This window comes from Bradyrhizobium sp. WSM1743, from assembly GCF_000473065.1.
Lineage (GTDB): Bacteria > Pseudomonadota > Alphaproteobacteria > Rhizobiales > Xanthobacteraceae > Bradyrhizobium.
Map to the genome: position 1 here is coordinate 1 of NZ_AXAZ01000040.1, position 15,647 is coordinate 15,647.

The window sequence follows — 15,647 nt, forward strand, 5'->3', positions numbered from 1 at the left end:
GGGTACCAATAGGTGAGATAGAGGATGATGCCGGGAAAGAAGCCGGCTTCGGCAACGCCGAGCAGGAAGCGCAGGACGTAGAAGCTCGTGACGCCGCTGACCACCGCCATCAGTGCCGAGATGATGCCCCAGGTCACCATGATGCGGGCGATCCAGCGGCTGGCGCCGAATTTNTCCAGCGCGAGATTGCTCGGCACCTCGAAGATGAAGTAGCCGATGAAGAAGATGCCGGCGCCCCAGGAGAAGATCAGCGGCGTGAACTTCAGCTCGGCATTCATGGTCAGCGCAGCGAAGCCGAGATTGACGCGGTCGAGATAGGAGAAGAAGTAGGCCAGCACCAGGAACGGAATCAGACGCCAGGAGATGGCGCGGATCGTCGAGGTTTCGATGTCGCTCTTGCTGGCGCTCTTGGCACTGCCGGCGGAACCGGCATAGGTGGTCTGGCTCATGGCTTCCCCCCGGGTTGTTGCTTTTGTGGGCTGAGTGGCGGTTTTGAGCATCGCGGGCAAAGAGTCAATGGAGCGAGCAATGCACGGAACGCAGCCGGATCAACCTGTTGCGCCGCTCCGGACATCGCTGCTCCGCGCCGCTCTCGCGCTCGCGGTGATCGTCTGCGGGCTGACGCTGCGCTGGTACGGCTTCCCGCTCGGGTTTCCGGCCTTCGTCGTGAAGTACGGCGGCTCGCTGCTGTGGGCCACGATGGTGTTTCTGCTCGTCGGAGTTTTGCTGCCGCGGCTCACTCAGGCACAGATCGCGGCGATCGCGCTGGTGATCGCCATCGTCGTCGAGTTTTCGCGATTGGTGCATACGCCCTGGCTCGATGCATTCCGGTTGACCACGGCCGGCGCGCTGCTGTTGGGGCGGATCTTCTCGCTGTGGAATCTCGTGGCCTACGTGATCGGGATTCTGTTCGGCGTCTGGATCGATCGGCTCGTCGCCCTGCGTAGGGTCGGTTAGCGTCCGCCGCAGCTCTAAGAGCGAAGGCGAAAGCGTAACCCACCACTTCTGCTTCCGAGTGGAAGGACCGCGGTGGGTTACGCCTTGCAGATTTCGCGTTGAGTGACCGCCGGTTTGAATCGGCTAACCCACCCTACGAAGTCACTCCGCCAATTGAAACCGCTGGAAGCGATCGAGCTCCTCTTCGATCTTCCGCTTCAGCTCCTTGCGTCCCGCCGTCTTCTTGCCCTGCCCGACCCAGGTCCATTTCTGCATCAACAGCTTCTTCGCCTGCCGATCTGTTTTGAGATCGAGCGCGGCGACGATCTCGTCGCCGACCAGCACGGGCAGCGCGAAGTAGCCGAACTTGCGCTTGGCCTTCGGCACATAGGCTTCGAACAGGTGGTTGTAGCCGAAGATCAGCTTGGTGCGCTTGCGCTGGATGATCAGGGGATCGAACGGCGAAAGGATGTGGACGAGATCGGGCGACACCTCATGCGGCTCGAGCGCTGCGGGCGAGGCCCAATGCTCCTGCTTGCCGGCGCCATCGATCGTAACAGGCACGAGCTCGCCACGGCGAACGCGCGAGGCGATCAGGCGCGCGACCGGCTTCTTGCGCGGCGCGTCGAGATGGCAGATCGAATCGAGGCTGACCACGCCCTGCGAGCGCAGCGCGCGGTCGAGCAGATAGGCCGTGATCTCCTTAGCCGAAGCCGGCTTCGGCAGCTTGTCCCAGCCGAAATGGCGCGTCATCAGCTCATAGGTCTTGAGCATGCCCTGGCGCTCGCTGATGGTCGCGGCGCCGGTGTAGAAGGCGAGCTGCAACGCCCGCTTCGACGGCTTGCGGCTCTGCCACAGATGCTCCTTCTCGACGAGCACGTCGTCGTCGATGTCGCGGATCGTCAGCGGACCGGCACGCAGCAGCCGCATCACCTTGCGCGTGTCGGCCGGTTTCACCGAAGCAAACCATTTGTGCCCCTCGCGCCGATGCTCGTGCATCGCCGGCAGGAAGAAGCGGAAGTCGCTCGCCGGCACGTAGGACAGCGCATGCGTCCAGTATTCGAACACGCTCTTGTCGGTGCTTTGGGCTTGGCGCAGATCGGCGCGACGATAGGACGGAATGCGGCTGAACAGGATGTGGTGATGGCACCGCTCGATGACGTTGATGGTGTCGATCTGCACATAGCCGAGATGAGCGACCGCGTCCGCCACGGCCTGCGCTCCCTCGCCGAACGGGGCACGCTCGTCCAGCCGCTGGGCATGCAGCCAGATCTGCCGGGCCTGTGTCGTGGTGAGTGGAAGCTGCTTGGGCGTGCGGGACATTGCAGGTGGCAATGTAGCGGGATTCGCGCTGAGGCAAACAAGGAAGGCAAAGAAAACCGCGCTGCCATCTGCTGACAGCGCGGTCGGTCAACGTACGGCCCAAACTATTTCCCGCTCATCTTCTGCGCGTTCATGTAATGCTTGCAGGCGCCGCGCATATTGCCTTTGCTCATCTCGGTGTTGGCTGCGGCCATTTCCTTGGCCATCGCCTGTTTGCCGGGCGAATCCACGGTTCCCATCGCGGTCATCGCCTTGCCGATCGCCTCGCCTGTGCAGGGCTGCATCTTTGCCGCAGAAGCCGGCGAGGCCGCGAGCGCGGCGAGCAGAGCGGCCGAAAGCAACATCTTCATCGAATGTCTCCTCCGTGGAACAAAACCGGCGCCATGCCGGCCAACACACGAGCCATTCTTCAGCGACAAGTTTTCAGGGAGAAGACATTTCGTTGCTGCGCCGCAGCGCCACCCCCCTATTAGCGTGCGGCTTTTGGGCGCTCCCCGATGGTTCCGGTCGCGACGTCCGGCTCGCACACGGCCTTGCCACGCCCCTCTGCCTGGCAGCGATAAACACTGCGAGTGAGGCGGTCGACCAGCCACATGTTCTCGTCGGTCGGCCCTTCGACCCCGACATAGCGGGAGGTCAGCCCCGTAATCAGCATCGACAGCAGGATTGCCAAAAGAGTGACCTCGGCTCGCAGTTTCGAATGTGACCAAGATCACATCAGCGCCGTTGAACCTGCCCTAGCCTCGCAGCATCAAATCGCCATAAGGCGTAACAGCGAGGATACGACAATGACCCGTTTTGATAAGTTCTTTGGACTGAAGGCGATAACGCTCTCCGCAGCCCTGTCGATGACGGCGGGCCTTGCGCTGGCCGGCGACAACAACATCTCCGCCGGCCAGATCGTCGATGCACTGAAGCCGAAGCCGGCGACCCGCGGCCTCTCCGTCGGTCCGCAGGCCGACACGACCGCGCAGGCCAAGGAAGCGACCTTCCTGAACACCGTGCGCAACCGCTCGACCCGGTCGCTCTCGACGGGCGAGCGCGAGCAGATCGCCGAGCTCGCCGCGACCAAGCCGAAGATCGATCTGGAGATCCAGTTCGACTACAACTCGGCTGACATCGCCAAGACGTCGGTGGCCTCGGTGCAGGCGCTCGGCAAGGCCCTGTCAGATCCGGCGCTCAAGGGCTCGACTTTCGTGGTCGCCGGCCACACCGACGCGATCGGCGGCGAAGAGTACAATCAAGGGCTCTCCGAACGGCGCGCCGACACCATCAAGAAGTACCTGGTGCAGAACTACGGCCTCAACGGCAACGATCTCGTCACCGTCGGCTACGGCAAGACCAAGCTGAAGGATGCCGTCAACGGCGCCGACCCGATCAACCGCCGCGTCCAGGTCGTGAACATGGACACCAAGACCGCGGCGAAATAAATTCAAGTACGTTGTCGCAAGCAGCACGCCGCCTGCCCTCCCCCGGCAGGCGGCGCTGTCATATCCAGCTTTGGAACAGCATCAGCCGGTTGAAGGTCCTCATTGAGGTGCCGACGAACGCTGCGGAAATCGGCAGCATGATTGCAAAGCCGGCCGCGGCGACGCCGACATAGGCCCACAGCAGCCAGCGTGGCAACCCATTGCGGCGCAGCACATAGACCAGCGCCAGGGACGCCGCAGTGGCGGCCGGCAGGTAGTAATAGATGAAGCCCAGGGTGCGCGGCAGCAACGCCCAGGCGAGCCAGGGACCGAAATAGAATGCCGCGATCAGGAATGCGTCCCAGCGCCGCGCCGCGATGAAATCTCGCAGCACCACGACGAGCGCGAGCAGCGCCGGCCACGCTACCAGCGGGTTGCCGAGGAAGACGATCGCAGCGACGTGGTCCTCCGCCGTCTTGTCGAACAGGAACCACACCGGGCGCGCGAGCAACGGCCAGGATGGCCACGCGCTCATATAGGTGTGGCCGGCGATGGCCGTCGTGGTGTTGTCAGCAAAGATCCGCCGCTGCGCCTCGATCAAATCCGGCAGCGACAATCCGTAGAGCGGGACGAAAGCGGCCAGATAAGCCACCGTCGGCAGGACGGCGAAGCAGAGCGCGACATGATGCGGCTTCAGGCCCGGCCAAAGCTCCGGCCGGTACCAGTCGTCCGGCTTGGGGTCTGCGAACAGCGTGCGCCAGCCCTGCATCAAGCGGATCACCGCAACGATGACGATGCAGACGCCAAGCGGAAACAAGCCGCTCCATTTGCAGGCTGCAGCACAGCCGAACAGGCTGCCCGCGAGCGCAAACATCGCCTGCGGCCGCTCTCTGCGAAACCCATGCATGAAGGCGGCGGTCGCGAGCAGGCCGAGGCCGAGCGCAAAGATGTCGAGCATGGCGATGCGCGCCTGCACATAGACCATCTGGTTGAAACCAGCGATCAGCGCCGCCGCGATCGCAGGCCCCTGCGCGGAAAACAGCGCGAGGCCGCACAGATAGATCGCGACGATCGCGAGCGCGCCGAACACTGTCGCGGGATAACGCCAGCCAAGCGCGTTGTCGCCGAAGGTTGCGATCGATGCCGCGATCAGCTCCTTGGCCAATGGCGGATGCATCGGATTGAGCATCGGCTGCGACATCGCGGGCGCCAGCATCTGGCGCGCCGCCGGCACGTAATGCACCTCGTCGAAGACAAATTTTTCCGGTGTGGTGAGACCGATCAGCAGCGCCAGATGGGCAACCAGGAAAATCGCGACAGCAATCACTGTGCTCCGCGACAGCTTTGGAGCTGCAGGCGATTCAAGCGTCTTTAGTTCGGCTGTTCTGCGTGGCAAATCTGCTTCACCGCGGGGAATAGACTGGTTCTGGTCATTGAACGCATTCTGCCGCAACTGTGACTAAGCATGACGCACGTCCCGCGCCGCTTGTGATAATTCCGCCACATCAGAAGCGCGCGCGATCCGGTACGATCAGGGACACATCGATCGGTTGCGAAATGAATTTGCGTTTTTGGCTTTTCCCCACACTGCTCACGGCCGCAATCTGCGCAGGCCCTTGCGCGCAGGCGCAGACGCGCGTCGGCGAGGCCGTCGTGATCCAGAACGAAGTGGTGCGGGTGGCCGCGACCACGACGCCGATCAGCGTCGGCGACAGCATGCTGCGCGACGAGACCGTGCGGACCGGCGCCGACAGCGCGGCGCGTTTCGTGATGGCGGACAGCACCAACCTGTCCCTCGGGCCGAGCGCCACGCTGAAGCTCGACCGCACCGTCTTCAACGACGAGCACAGCTATCGCGACGTCGCGATCCGCATGACCACCGGCGCCTTCCGCTTCGTCACCGGACACTCCGACAAGGCCGCCTACAAGATCACGACGCCGCTCGCGACCATCGGCGTGCGCGGCACCACGCTCGACATTCTCTCGCAGCGCGGGCGCTCCGTGGTGGTGCTTCAGGACGGCGCGGCCAGCGTCTGCACGAAGAGCTCGCAGTGCGTGCAACTCACCCAGCCCGGCGACACCGCGATCATCACCTCGACCGGCGGCAAGGTGAGCATCACCAGGACCAACACGCCGCCCTGGACCTTCGCCGCCAACTGCGCCGCGAGCGCCGGGTTGTGCGCGGTCAACCAGTACGCCGGCGCCTCGCCGACCATCACGCCCGCCGTCCAGGACGACGGCATGCTGTGCGGGCGCTGACGATGGCGAAATTCAACGTCCGGCGCCTCATCCTTGCCGCTGCGCTGACCGCTGCTGCGGCGTTTGCGCTTGTCACGTTCAATGCCCGCTCGGCGGCCGCGCAGGCGTCGGAGTGCGGGTCCGAGTGCGGTGAACCAGGTCCCAGTCCGTCCCCGACCTATTCTCCGTCGCCGTCTCCGTCACCCACTCCGACTCCCTCCCCGTCGCCGAGCCCCCATCCGTCGCCTTCACCGAGCCCGTATCCTCCGCCGTCCGGACCGACCGGCGCGGATTCCAGCGGCAATTCGATCGGCGGCCTCGCGGGTCAGCGCTTCAACCAGATGATCACCAACCGGGTGCTCGGCACGGTGCTGCTCGGTGTCAACGAGCAGGTCAATTGCAGCGACTGCATCAGCGCATTCGGCTCGGCCGGCTCGTTCTCGGCCGGCATCCACGGCCGCAAGGAGCTGACCAACAATCTGTCGCTGCTCGCCGGCATCGCCTACACGCATTACAACGAGGGCGGCTACAAGATCACGAGCGCACCGATCGGCGCTTTTGCGCTACGCTATGACTTCACCGACTGGGGCTCGTCGCGCCCGTTCTTCGATGTCGGCACCATCCTGACGCCGTGGGAGAAGGCACGCTACACGCGCAGCTACAACACCAGTCTCGGCCCGGTCAGTGTCACGAGTTCGACCAACGCCTCGAACTACGCCGTCTACGGACGCGCCGGCTGGATGAGCCGTCTCTCGCCGCGCGACGAGGTCGCGGCCTCGATCGAGGTCTGGCAGCTCTGGCAACGCGTGTCGGGCTACACCGACAGTGCGGTGGCGTTCAATCCATTCGACGCCAGCATCGCGACCGGCACCGATCGCACCAGCCTCGTCAAGATCGGCGGCCAGTGGACGCATCTCTACGGCAGCAACATCGAGGCCAACATCAATGGCGGCTGGGTGCAGTCGTTTGCCGGCCATAGCGGCATCGTCGCCACAGTGACCGGCAACGGCGTGGTGGTGCCGACCATGGGCAACCAGGGCTGGTTCGAATATGGCGGCCGCCTCGGCTTCCGCGTGCAGAAGGGCTGGATCGTGGACCTGTTCGCCAACGGCACGCTGGGCCCGCAGCCGGTGGGCAACACCATCCATGGCGGCGTGGGGCTGAGGATTAATTATTAGCAGCGAGGTCTCACCTCACATCTCGCTGTCATGCCCCGGCTTGCCGTCTTCGCTGAAGCTTCGCCGGCCGAGCGCCCTTGTAGGCCCGGCGTATCCTAGCGGAGCCGGGACCAGGGGCATCCAGTACGCCGTGGCCTATCAGTTCAATCACTTCGTCTCGGAGTACTTCATCGCCCGGTCAAGCCGGGCGATGACACCAAGTATGTGGAGAGACACAGCCGTCTCACGCCGCCGACTTGCCCTCGAACGCACGACGCAGGGTTTCGACATCCAGCTTCACCATCTTCATCATGGCCTGGATCGCGCGCGCCGCCGCGGCCTTATCGGGGCTCGACAGGAATTCGAACATCACTTTCGGCACCACCTGCCAGGCCACGCCCCAGCGGTCCCTGACCCAGCCGCACTTCTCCTCCTTGCCGCCATGGGTAAGGAACGCGTTCCAGACGCTGTCGACCTGGGCCTGGTCGTCGCAATGGATCATCAGCGAGATCGCGTGAGTGTACTCCATCTTCATGCCGCCGTTGAGCGCGACCAGAGGCTGCCCGGCCACCTGGAACTCGACGACGAGCACCGAGCCTTCCTTGCCGGAGGGGCCGTCCGAAACGTTGCGCTGGACGTGCGTGATCTCCGAATTCGGGAGCAGCGAGACGTAGAATTTTGCTGCGTCCTCGGCATCGCCGTCGAACCACATGCAGGGCACGAGCTTGGACATCGTGAATGCTCCTCTTCAGGTCTTGACGGGCTTGAATCAGGCGTTCGCCAGGTCGGGCTGCAGAGGCGCAGCCGCGAGGTCCATCCAGTTCACACCCCACATATGGCCATCCGGATCCTCGAAGCTGCGGCCGTACATGAAGCTGTATTCGTCCTTCGGGCTGGGATCGGCCACCCCGCCGGCCGCCTCGGCCTTGGCGACGATTTCGTCAACGTCGTCACGGCCGTCCGCGGACAGGCAGAGCAGCACCTGGTTCGAGGTCCTGGCATCCGCGATCGGCTTCGGCGTGAACTGGCGAAATTTGTCGTGGGTCGTGAGCATGACGTAGATGGCCTCGGAAAAGGCCATGCAGGACGCCGTGTCGTCGCAAAATTGCGGATTCTTGACCGCGCCGACGGCCTCGTAGAAGGCGGTCGCGCGCTTCAGGTCGGTCACCGGCAGGCTGACGAAGATCATCTTGGGCATCGGACGCTCCTTGGCGGGGTTCTGCCCAAGGACGGACCAGCTGGCGGCCATCCGACACGGCTTCCGACAATTATATTTTATATTTGGGACCCCGATCCGCGGGGTTCTGCCGCACCGCCCCCGCGCCCCTGAAGAGCCTTACTTCTGCTCGTTGGGATCCCGGTGCACCGGGTCGATCCACAGCACGGTCTCGGGCTTCTCGACCGGCTCGATGTCGAGATTGATCGCGACCGCCTCGCCGTCGCTGCGCACCAGCACGCATTCCAGCACCTCGTCCGGGCTGGCATTGATCTCCTGATGCGGCACGTAAGGCGGGACAAAGATGAAATCGCCGGGGCCGGCTTCCGCGGTGAATTGCAGGCTCTCACCCCAGCGCATCCGCGCCTTGCCCTTCACCACATAGATGACGCTTTCGAGATGGCCGTGATGATGCGCGCCGGTCTTGGCATCGGGCTTGATGCTGACCGTGCCCGCCCACAATTTCTGGGCCCCGACGCGGGCAAAATTGATGGCGGCCGCACGGTCCATGCCTGCCGTCGACGGCACGTTGGTATCGAGCTGGTTGCCCGGAATGACGCGCACGCCGTCATGCTTCCAGCGATCATGATCATGGTCATGGTGGGAATGCGAGTGGTCATGGCCGGTCATAGGACTTGCTTTCTGTTGGTTCCGTGCGCGGCAAGCTAACCCAAAGGCGCAGCCGCAAGCCATACCAAAATCGGAACGCTGCTAGCTGCCGGACGTCGTCTCACCGAGCAAAATGGAAGGGGCGTTTCATGGGTAGCACGACCGACAAGATCAAAGGCAACGCCAACGAGGCAATCGGCAAGGCCAAGCAGGGCATCGGCGACGCCACCGGATCCGATCGCATGAAGGGCGAAGGCGCGGTGCAGGAGGTCAAGGGCAAGGGTCAGCAGGCCATGGGTGATGCCAAGGACGCCGCGAAGGAGGCGATGGATCGCGCCGCGGTGGCGGCACGTCGCGCGGCGGAGTAATCGCGCGTAAGACTAAGAATGAAAAGACCGGCCACAGGGCCGGTCTTGTTGTTTGAGCCGTCATTCCGGGGCGCGAAGCGAACCCGGAATCTCCAGATTCTCAGGTGCGCAATTGCGCACCATAGTTCGGCTCTTCGCGCCGCCCGGAATGACGGCTACGCCGTCACTTCACCGCGAGCAACTCCACGTCGAACATCAGCGTCGCGTTCGGCGGGATCACGCCGCCGGCGCCGCGGGCGCCATAGCCGAGTTGCGGCGGGATGATCAGCGTGCGCTTGCCGCCGACCTTCATCGAGGCAACGCCTTCGTCCCAGCCGGCGATGACGCGGCCCTTGCCGATCGGGAATTCGAACGGCTCCTTGCGATCGACGGAGGAGTCGAATTTCTTGCCCTTCTGGCCGTTTTCATAGAGCCAGCCGGTATAGTGCATCACGCAGATCTGACCGGGCTGCGGCGAGGCACCGGTGCCGACGGTGGAGTCGATGATCTGCAAGCCTGAAGCTGTGGTCATGGTCTTTCCTGCGGTCTGGGCCGAGGCCGTGGTGGAAACGAAATGCGACACGCTGGCGATCACGGTGATCGCGAGTGCGGACATCAGGGCGAGGAGCACGCGCTGGAAACGCTGCATAAGACACCTTCCGTTTGAGGCCGGAGGTGTCTAACCCAACGCCGTCGCCGTTTCCACCCCTTTAGACCTCGATATTTTCCAGCCGCACCGGCAGCTTGCGGATGCGCTGGCCGGTGGCGTGATAGATCGCGTTGCAGATCGCGGCATTGGTGCCGACATTGGCAAGCTCGCCAAGGCCCTTTGCGCCCACCGGGTTGATGTGATCGTCCTGCTCGGAGAGCATGATCACCTCGACGCCGGGCACGTCGGCATTCACGGGCACGAGGTAGTCGGCCAGATTGTCGTTGACGTAGCGCGCATTGCGCTCGTCGAGCTCGGTGGCCTCCAGCAGCGCCGAGGACATGCCCCAGATCAGGCCGCCCATGAGCTGGCTGCGCGCGGTGCGCGGATTCATGATTCTGCCTGCCGCGAATGCGCCGACGAGACGGGGGCAGCGGATTTCATGCGTGAAGCGGTTGACGCGGACCTCGACGAACTCGGCGCCGAAGGCGTAGGCGATCTGGTCCTTCATGGCATGACCACCGATGAGCCGTACCTGCCCATTGTGCATGGCGCGGAAGGAATCCAACGGCGCGCCCTCAGGCTTCCACTCGCCATATTCCTCGAGGACGACGACGCCGAGCGCATCGAAGGCCTTCTCGAGATCGAGGGAGCGATCACCTTTCGCTGCCTGGGTCGACGGTGCCGGGCTGATGCCGACGGTCTCCTTGGCCTTGTCGGCGAGGCTGTCGCTCGGCATCACCGCCTTCAACAGGCGCTGTCGGATCTGATCGCACACCATCATCACTGCCGAGCAGGTGCTGGCGGTCGAGTTGGAGCCGCCGGCAACCGGCGCGGGCGGCAATTCACTGTCGCCGATGAAGACCGCGACCTTCTCGAGTGGCACACCGAGCCGCTCGGCCGCGGTCTGGGCGATGACGGTATAAGCACCGGTGCCGATCTCGTGGCCGGCGATCTCGACGCGGGTGCGGCCGTCGCGCTGCAGGCGCACGCGCGCGGCGGATGGCGCCATCTGTGTCGGATAACAAGTGGCGGCGCAGCCATAGCCGATCAGCCAGTCGCCGTCCGACATCGATTTCGGCTGAGGCGAGCGCTGCCCCCAGCCGAACGCCTTGGCCGCCTCGTCGAAACAGGCCATCAGCGAGCGCGACGTATAGGGCTTGCCGCTGATCGGCTCGTTCGTGGTGTCGTTGATGCGGCGAAGCTCAATCGGGTCCATGTCGAGCTTGACCGCAAGCTCGTCCAGCGCGCTCTCCAGCGCGAACAGATACGGCACCTCCGGGGGCGAACGCATGAAGCCGGGCGTATTGCGGTCGGCGCGCACGATCGAGACCAGGCTGTCCACGTTCGGGCAGGCATAGAGCCGCGTCGTCGTCTTGGTGCCGCCGACGCAATAGGCGTCGGGGCGCGAGGAGACTTCGGCCCCCTCATGCCTCAAAGCGACCAGCCTGCCGTCCCGGCTCGCACCGAGCTTGATCTCATGCCGCGTCTCGGCGCGATAGGTCGCGATGGTGAAGCCCTGGTCGCGGGTCGGGACCAGCTTGATCGGGCGGTTCAGGCGCTTGGCAATGCCGGCGATGATGGCCGTCCGCGGCGTCATCGAGCCGCGCGAACCGAACCCGCCGCCGACATAGGGATTGACCACGCGCACCTTGTCGGCGTCGATGCCGAGTTGCTCTGCCACGCCGTTCTTCAGGCCATAGACAAACTGGCTGCCCTCGTAAATGACGAGATTGTCGCCCATCCAGGCGCAGCTCGTCGTGAACAGCTCCATGGGATTGTGGTGCTGCGTCGGCGTGTCGTAGGAAGCGGTGAGCTTGACCTCGGCCGCATCGAAGGCTTTCGCGAAGTCGCCGACCTTCGGGTCCTCCTTGAACTGCGAATTCTGACCCTTCGCGGTCGCCGTGGTTGTTCCCGGCGAGTCGAAGCTCGCGCTCGGCGTCGCTGCGGTATAGCTGACCTTGATGCGGTTGGCGGCCTCGCGCGCCGCCTCATAGCTCTCCGCGATGACCACGGCGATGATCTGGCCGTCATGCGCGATCTCGGCCGATTTCAACGGCTGGATCGTGGTGCCGGCATAACCGCCGTTGCTGAAGAGTTTCGATTCCTTCAGCTTCGGAGCGTTCTCATGCGTGACGATGTCGATCACGCCGCGGACGCGCCCGGCATCGTCGAGATCGAAACGATCTATGCGGCCCTTGGCGATGGCGCTGGTGACCAGGAATGCGTAAGCCGGGTTGTCCAGCGGCATGTCGGACGCATAGGTCGCGCGCCCCGTGACCTTTGCGGTTGCATCATAGCGGGGCACAGGTTGACCCATGTTCGCCTTGGGCTCGGAAGCTGCAGCGGTCATGGTCAGATCTCCATCGTTACGGCCTGCTGGAGCGCGCGTGCCACCACGCGCTTGCCGAGCGCGATCTTGAAGCTGTTGTGCCGGCGGCCGCGGGCATCCGCAAACGCGGCATCGGCGACGCGTTGCGCCAGCGCTTCGTCGAACTTCTGTTCCCTCAACAGCGCCTCCGCCTCGCGCGCCCGCCACGGCACGGTGGCGACGCCGCCGAGCGCGACGCGCGCGTCCCTGATCGTGCCGTCCTGCACGTCGAGCGCGATCGCGGCAGACGACAGTGCGAATTCGTAGGATTGCCGGTCACGCGCCTTGAGATACACCGACCGCGGCCAGCGGCCCCGAATCGAGAAGCCCGAGATCAGCTCGCCAGGCTGAAGCGCGGTCTCGATGTCAGGCGTGCTGCCCGGCGCCTTGTGAAGCTGCGCGAAAGGCATGCTGCGCGTACCGGCCTTGCCCGTGATCTCGACGGTCGCATCCAGCGCGATCAGCGCCTGGGCAAAATCTCCAGGATAGGTCGCGATGCACTGATCGGAGGTACCGAGCACCGCATGCATGCGATTGACGCCGTCCATTGCGGCACAGCCGGACCCGGGATTGCGCTTGTTGCAGTTTTCATAGGAAACATCGCGGAAGTAGTTGCAGCGCGTCCGCTGCATCACATTGCCGCCGAGGGTTGCCATGTTGCGCAGCTGGGCGCTGGCGGCGAGCTTCAGCGAATCTGCGATCACCGGATAGCTGCGCTGGATCTCGGCGTGCGCGGCCACGTCGGACATCTTTGCCAGCGCGCCGAGCCGCAAGGCATCGCCGCCTGGCTCGATCGCCGACCAGGCGTGCGCGAGCGGATTGATATCGACGATCGCAGCGGGCCGCATCACGTCGAGCTTCATCAAATCGATCAGCGTGGTGCCGCCGGCAAGCGGCTGCGCTGTCGCTTTCGTCAAGGGATTGTTGCTCGCCGCTGCGGCGCCGAGCGCCTGCACGGCCATATCAGGATCTGTTGCTCTCTGGTACGAAAACGATCGCATGCGCCTAGCCTTTCATGATCTCGGGCGCGGCCTGCTTCACCGCGGCGACGATGTTGGGATAGGCGGCGCAGCGGCAGATGTTGCCGCTCATATATTCGCGGATGTCGGCCTCGTTTCCCGCATGTCCCTCCTTCACGCAGGCCACGGCAGACATGATCTGGCCAGGCGTGCAGTAGCCGCACTGGAATGCGTCGTTGTCGATGAAGGCCTGCTGCATCGGATGCAGGCGGTCATCGGTGGCGAGGCCCTCGATCGTCGTGATCTCCTGCCCTTCGGCCGCGAGCGCCAGCGTCAGGCACGACACCACGCGGCGATCATCGATCAGCACCGTGCAGGCGCCGCACTGGCCGTGGTCGCAGCCCTTCTTGCTGCCGGTGAGCTTGAGATGTTCGCGCAGCGCATCGAGCACCGTGGTGCGCGCGTCGAGGTGCAGGTGCTTTTCCTTGCCATTCACCCGGAGCGTGACCTCAACGGGAAGCGATGGATCCTGCGCGACGGGCGCACTCGCATCTTGCGCAGCCGCACGCGCCGTCATCGGAACCAGCACACTTCCGGCGGCACCGGCCATGAAGGCGCGCCGATCGAATCCGGATGGTCGGGAACTTGATTTGTCGGACATGGGCCGGCCTCCGCCGCTGTCTATAAAAGCAGCGCACGCCTGCACCGCTCATCGCCCCATAACTTGGAGCAATGAGTGCAGTTCCGAACGAGAAAGGGCGGCGCAGCAAATGCAGCGCCGCCCTTCGTCAACTTTTCCTGATCTCGCGCGTCCTGATCTCGCGCGCGGGAACCCCGCGCGAGCTCAATAGCCGAGCGCGCAGCCGTCCTTGCGCGGATCGGAGCCGCCGGTGAGCGTGCCCTTGTCCCAGTCGATCCAGATCGCCTGAGCGCCGCCGAGCGGGCCGACCACGCTGGTGGTGTTGTGACCGAGCTTCTTCAATCCTTCGACGATATCGGCGGGAACGCTGTCCTCGAGCTGGTACTGGCCCTCGTAGTGCAGGCCGCGCGGCATATCGATCGCCTCCTGCACGTCGCAGCCGTAGTCGAGGATGTTGGTCAGCAGACGGGTCTGGCCGGTCGGCTGGTACTGACCGCCCATCACCGCGAACGACATCGTGGAACGGCCGCCCTTGGTGAGCAGGCCCGGCATGATCGTGTGCAGTGGGCGCTTGCCGCCTTCGATGCAGTTGGGATGGCCGGGCTGGATGCGGAAGCCGCCGGCGCGGTTCTGGAACAAAACGCCGGTCTTGTTCGAGACGATCGCCGAGCCGAAGGAATGCGCGACAGAGTTGATGAACGAGCAGACGTTGCGGTCCTTGTCCACCACCGTGATGTAGATGGTGGAGGGGTTCATCGGCGGCGCGACGTTGGGCAGGTCGAGCATGCCGTCCATGCGGATCTTGCCGATGTACTCGTCGGCAAAGCCCTTCTCGAGCATCTCGGCGACATTGATTTTCATGTGCTCGGGAGAAGCGACGTGCATCTCGCGGTTCATGTAGGCGATGCGCGCGGCTTCGGCCTCGAGATGGAAGCGCTCGACGCTCACGGGCGCGTATTTGGTCAGGTCGAAGCGCGACAGGATGTTGAGCATCAAGAGCGCGGTGACGCCCGGGCCGTTCGGCGGGCACTGCCAGACGTCGTAGCCCTTGTACATGGTGCCGATCGGCGTGGTCACTTCGGTCGTGTGCGCGGCGAAATCGTCGAGCGTATGCAGACCGCCGATGCCCCTGAGGGTCTCGACCATGTCCTCCGCGATCGCGCCCTTGTAGAAGGCGTCGCGGCCGTCCTTGGCGATCGCGCGCAGCGTCTTGCCGAGCTCGATCTGGCGGATGACGTCGCCGGCCACCGGCGGCTTGCCGCCCGGCAACAGGTAGCGCACGGTGTTGGTGCCACCCTTCAGCTTCTCGAACTGGTTCTTCCAGTCGAAGGCGATGCGGGGCGCGACGACGTAGCCCTCCTCGGCCGCCTTGATCGCGGGCTGAAGCAGCCGGTCGAAACCGAATTTGCCGTGATCGCGCAGCACGGTCGCAAAGGCGTCGATCACGCCGGGGATCGAGACCGCATGCGCCGAGGTCAGCGGCACGGAGTTGATCTTGCGCTCGAGATACCAGTCGGCATTCGCCGCCTTCGGCGCGCGGCCGGAGCCGTTATAGGCGATGATCTTGCCCTCGCCGCGCGGCTGGATCAGCGCGAAGCAATCGCCGCCGATGCCGGTCGATTGCGGCTCAATCACGCCGAGCAAGGCCGAACCCGTGACCGCGGCGTCCACCGCCGTGCCGCCCTCGCGCAGCACCTCGATCGCGGCCAGCGAGGCCTGCGGATGCGAGGTCGCCACCATCGCGTTGGTGGCGTGGACCGTGGACCTGCCGGGGAAATGAAAGTTTCTCATCG

At 64.4% G+C, this 15,647-nt stretch carries 18 protein-coding genes; 5 read left to right on the forward strand and 13 right to left on the reverse strand.

The window, feature by feature from the left end:
- Positions 1–449, reverse strand: a 449-nt coding sequence (locus YU9_RS0122605) for an MFS transporter (protein WP_027574832.1), incomplete at its 3' end; no start/stop codon positions are given.
- A gap of 79 nt (positions 450–528) precedes the next feature.
- Here YU9_RS0122605 and YU9_RS0122610 point away from each other — a divergent pair.
- Positions 529–957: a DUF2809 domain-containing protein gene (locus YU9_RS0122610; protein ID WP_036017889.1), complete on the forward strand. Its 429-nt coding sequence runs from the start codon at positions 529–531 to the stop codon at positions 955–957.
- A gap of 141 nt (positions 958–1,098) precedes the next feature.
- Here YU9_RS0122610 and YU9_RS0122615 read toward each other — a convergent pair whose 3' ends face one another.
- The 3 genes from YU9_RS0122615 to YU9_RS0122625 form a co-directional block, all read right to left on the reverse strand.
- Positions 1,099–2,259 carry a winged helix-turn-helix domain-containing protein gene (locus YU9_RS0122615; protein ID WP_027574834.1) on the reverse strand — a complete coding sequence of 387 codons (1,161 nt, stop codon included), beginning with the start codon at positions 2,257–2,259 and terminating at the stop codon, positions 1,099–1,101.
- A gap of 104 nt (positions 2,260–2,363) precedes the next feature.
- The gene (locus tag YU9_RS0122620; RefSeq protein ID WP_027574835.1) at positions 2,364–2,609 is read right to left on the reverse strand and encodes a hypothetical protein; all 246 of its coding nucleotides are present in this window, start codon (positions 2,607–2,609) and stop codon (positions 2,364–2,366) included.
- 119 nt (positions 2,610–2,728) lie between these two features.
- On the reverse strand, positions 2,729–2,914 hold the full coding sequence (locus tag YU9_RS0122625; RefSeq protein ID WP_051380486.1) for a hypothetical protein: 186 nt from the start codon (positions 2,912–2,914) through the stop codon (positions 2,729–2,731).
- A 133-nt stretch (positions 2,915–3,047) separates the two neighbouring features.
- Between YU9_RS0122625 and YU9_RS0122630 the strand changes: the two genes are divergently transcribed.
- The gene (locus YU9_RS0122630; protein ID WP_027574837.1) at positions 3,048–3,689 is read left to right on the forward strand and encodes an OmpA family protein; all 642 of its coding nucleotides are present in this window, start codon (positions 3,048–3,050) and stop codon (positions 3,687–3,689) included.
- A gap of 58 nt (positions 3,690–3,747) precedes the next feature.
- Here YU9_RS0122630 and YU9_RS0122635 read toward each other — a convergent pair whose 3' ends face one another.
- Entirely contained in the window at positions 3,748–5,064 is a 1,317-nt protein-coding gene (locus YU9_RS0122635; RefSeq protein WP_051380485.1) for a glycosyltransferase family 39 protein, read from the reverse strand.
- 161 nt (positions 5,065–5,225) lie between these two features.
- Between YU9_RS0122635 and YU9_RS0122640 the strand changes: the two genes are divergently transcribed.
- Positions 5,226–5,927, forward strand: coding sequence for a FecR family protein (locus YU9_RS0122640; protein WP_027574839.1), 702 nt, complete (start codon positions 5,226–5,228; stop codon positions 5,925–5,927).
- Positions 5,928–5,929: 2 nt separating this feature from the next.
- Positions 5,930–7,084, forward strand: a complete 1,155-nt coding sequence (locus YU9_RS0122645; protein ID WP_027574840.1) for a hypothetical protein — start codon at positions 5,930–5,932, stop codon at positions 7,082–7,084.
- 223 nt (positions 7,085–7,307) lie between these two features.
- On the opposite strand, the gene YU9_RS0122650 is transcribed toward YU9_RS0122645, so the two are convergent.
- From YU9_RS0122650 to YU9_RS0122660, 3 genes are all read right to left on the reverse strand, one after another.
- Positions 7,308–7,796 (reverse strand): VOC family protein, encoded by a 489-nt coding sequence (locus YU9_RS0122650; protein WP_027574841.1) that lies wholly within the window; start codon positions 7,794–7,796, stop codon positions 7,308–7,310.
- Positions 7,797–7,832: 36 nt separating this feature from the next.
- The gene (locus YU9_RS0122655) at positions 7,833–8,261 is read right to left on the reverse strand and encodes a VOC family protein (protein WP_027574842.1); all 429 of its coding nucleotides are present in this window, start codon (positions 8,259–8,261) and stop codon (positions 7,833–7,835) included.
- Between the two features lie 138 nt (positions 8,262–8,399).
- Positions 8,400–8,909: a cupin domain-containing protein gene (locus YU9_RS0122660; protein ID WP_027574843.1), complete on the reverse strand. Its 510-nt coding sequence runs from the start codon at positions 8,907–8,909 to the stop codon at positions 8,400–8,402.
- A gap of 128 nt (positions 8,910–9,037) precedes the next feature.
- Between YU9_RS0122660 and YU9_RS0122665 the strand changes: the two genes are divergently transcribed.
- Positions 9,038–9,256: a CsbD family protein gene (locus YU9_RS0122665; RefSeq protein WP_027574844.1), complete on the forward strand. Its 219-nt coding sequence runs from the start codon at positions 9,038–9,040 to the stop codon at positions 9,254–9,256.
- A gap of 163 nt (positions 9,257–9,419) precedes the next feature.
- On the opposite strand, the gene YU9_RS0122670 is transcribed toward YU9_RS0122665, so the two are convergent.
- The 5 genes from YU9_RS0122670 to ggt all read right to left on the reverse strand — a co-directional run bounded on the left by YU9_RS0122670 (position 9,420) and on the right by ggt (position 15,645).
- Positions 9,420–9,884 carry an FKBP-type peptidyl-prolyl cis-trans isomerase gene (locus YU9_RS0122670; RefSeq protein WP_027574845.1) on the reverse strand — a complete coding sequence of 155 codons (465 nt, stop codon included), beginning with the start codon at positions 9,882–9,884 and terminating at the stop codon, positions 9,420–9,422.
- A 61-nt stretch (positions 9,885–9,945) separates the two neighbouring features.
- Complete coding sequence (locus YU9_RS0122675) at positions 9,946–12,237, reverse strand: xanthine dehydrogenase family protein molybdopterin-binding subunit (RefSeq protein ID WP_027574846.1); 2,292 nt, start codon at positions 12,235–12,237, stop codon at positions 9,946–9,948.
- A 2-nt stretch (positions 12,238–12,239) separates the two neighbouring features.
- A complete protein-coding gene (locus YU9_RS0122680) occupies positions 12,240–13,256 on the reverse strand; it encodes a xanthine dehydrogenase family protein subunit M (RefSeq protein WP_027574847.1) in 1,017 nt (338 codons plus the stop codon).
- Between the two features lie 4 nt (positions 13,257–13,260).
- A complete protein-coding gene (locus tag YU9_RS0122685; protein ID WP_027574848.1) occupies positions 13,261–13,875 on the reverse strand; it encodes a (2Fe-2S)-binding protein in 615 nt (204 codons plus the stop codon).
- A 183-nt stretch (positions 13,876–14,058) separates the two neighbouring features.
- Positions 14,059–15,645 (reverse strand): gamma-glutamyltransferase, encoded by a 1,587-nt coding sequence (gene ggt, locus YU9_RS0122690; protein WP_027574849.1) that lies wholly within the window; start codon positions 15,643–15,645, stop codon positions 14,059–14,061.
- Positions 15,646–15,647: the final 2 nt, after the last annotated feature.